This is a genomic window from Streptomyces sp. NPDC042336, assembly GCF_055581985.1.
Genome location: NZ_JBVJEA010000116.1, coordinates 1 through 1,091, shown reverse-complemented (window position 1 = coordinate 1,091; position 1,091 = coordinate 1). Strand labels below are relative to the sequence as shown.

The window sequence follows — 1,091 nt, the reverse complement described above, 5'->3', positions numbered from 1 at the left end:
TCGATGTTTGACGCTTCACAGCGGGTACCGGAATATCAACCGGTTATCCATCGACTACGCCTGTCGGCCTCGCCTTAGGTCCCGACTTACCCTGGGCAGATCAGCTTGACCCAGGAACCCTTAGTCAATCGGCGCAAACGTTTCTCACGTTTGTATCGCTACTCATGCCTGCATTCTCACTCGTGAACCGTCCACAACTCGCTTCCGCGGCTGCTTCACCCGGCACACGACGCTCCCCTACCCATCACAGCCGGCGTTGGCCGTATTGCTGCAATGACACGACTTCGGCGGTACGCTTGAGCCCCGCTACATTGTCGGCGCGGAATCACTAGACCAGTGAGCTATTACGCACTCTTTCAAGGGTGGCTGCTTCTAAGCCAACCTCCTGGTTGTCTGTGCGACTCCACATCCTTTCCCACTTAGCGTACGCTTAGGGGCCTTAGTCGATGCTCTGGGCTGTTTCCCTCTCGACCATGGAGCTTATCCCCCACAGTCTCACTGCCGCGCTCTCACTTACCGGCATTCGGAGTTTGGCTAAGGTCAGTAACCCGGTAGGGCCCATCGCCTATCCAGTGCTCTACCTCCGGCAAGAAACACACGACGCTGCACCTAAATGCATTTCGGGGAGAACCAGCTATCACGGAGTTTGATTGGCCTTTCACCCCTAACCACAGGTCATCCCCCAGGTTTTCAACCCTGGTGGGTTCGGTCCTCCACGACCTCTTACAGCCGCTTCAACCTGCCCATGGCTAGATCACTCCGCTTCGGGTCTTGAGCGTGCTACTAAAACGCCCTATTCGGACTCGCTTTCGCTACGGCTTCCCCACCCGGGTTAACCTCGCAACACACCGCAAACTCGCAGGCTCATTCTTCAAAAGGCACGCAGTCACGAGACACCAAGCAAGCTTGATGTCCGACGCTCCCACGGCTTGTAGGCACACGGTTTCAGGTACTATTTCACTCCGCTCCCGCGGTACTTTTCACCATTCCCTCACGGTACTATCCGCTATCGGTCACCAGGGAATATTTAGGCTTAGCGGGTGGTCCCGCCAGATTCACACGGGATTTCTCGGGCCCCGTGCTACTTGGGT

At 56.6% G+C, this 1,091-nt stretch carries 1 rRNA gene; it reads right to left on the bottom strand.

Annotated elements, in window-relative coordinates:
- Positions 1-1,091 (bottom strand): 23S ribosomal RNA (locus tag ACZ6IM_RS42710); the annotation flags it as partial.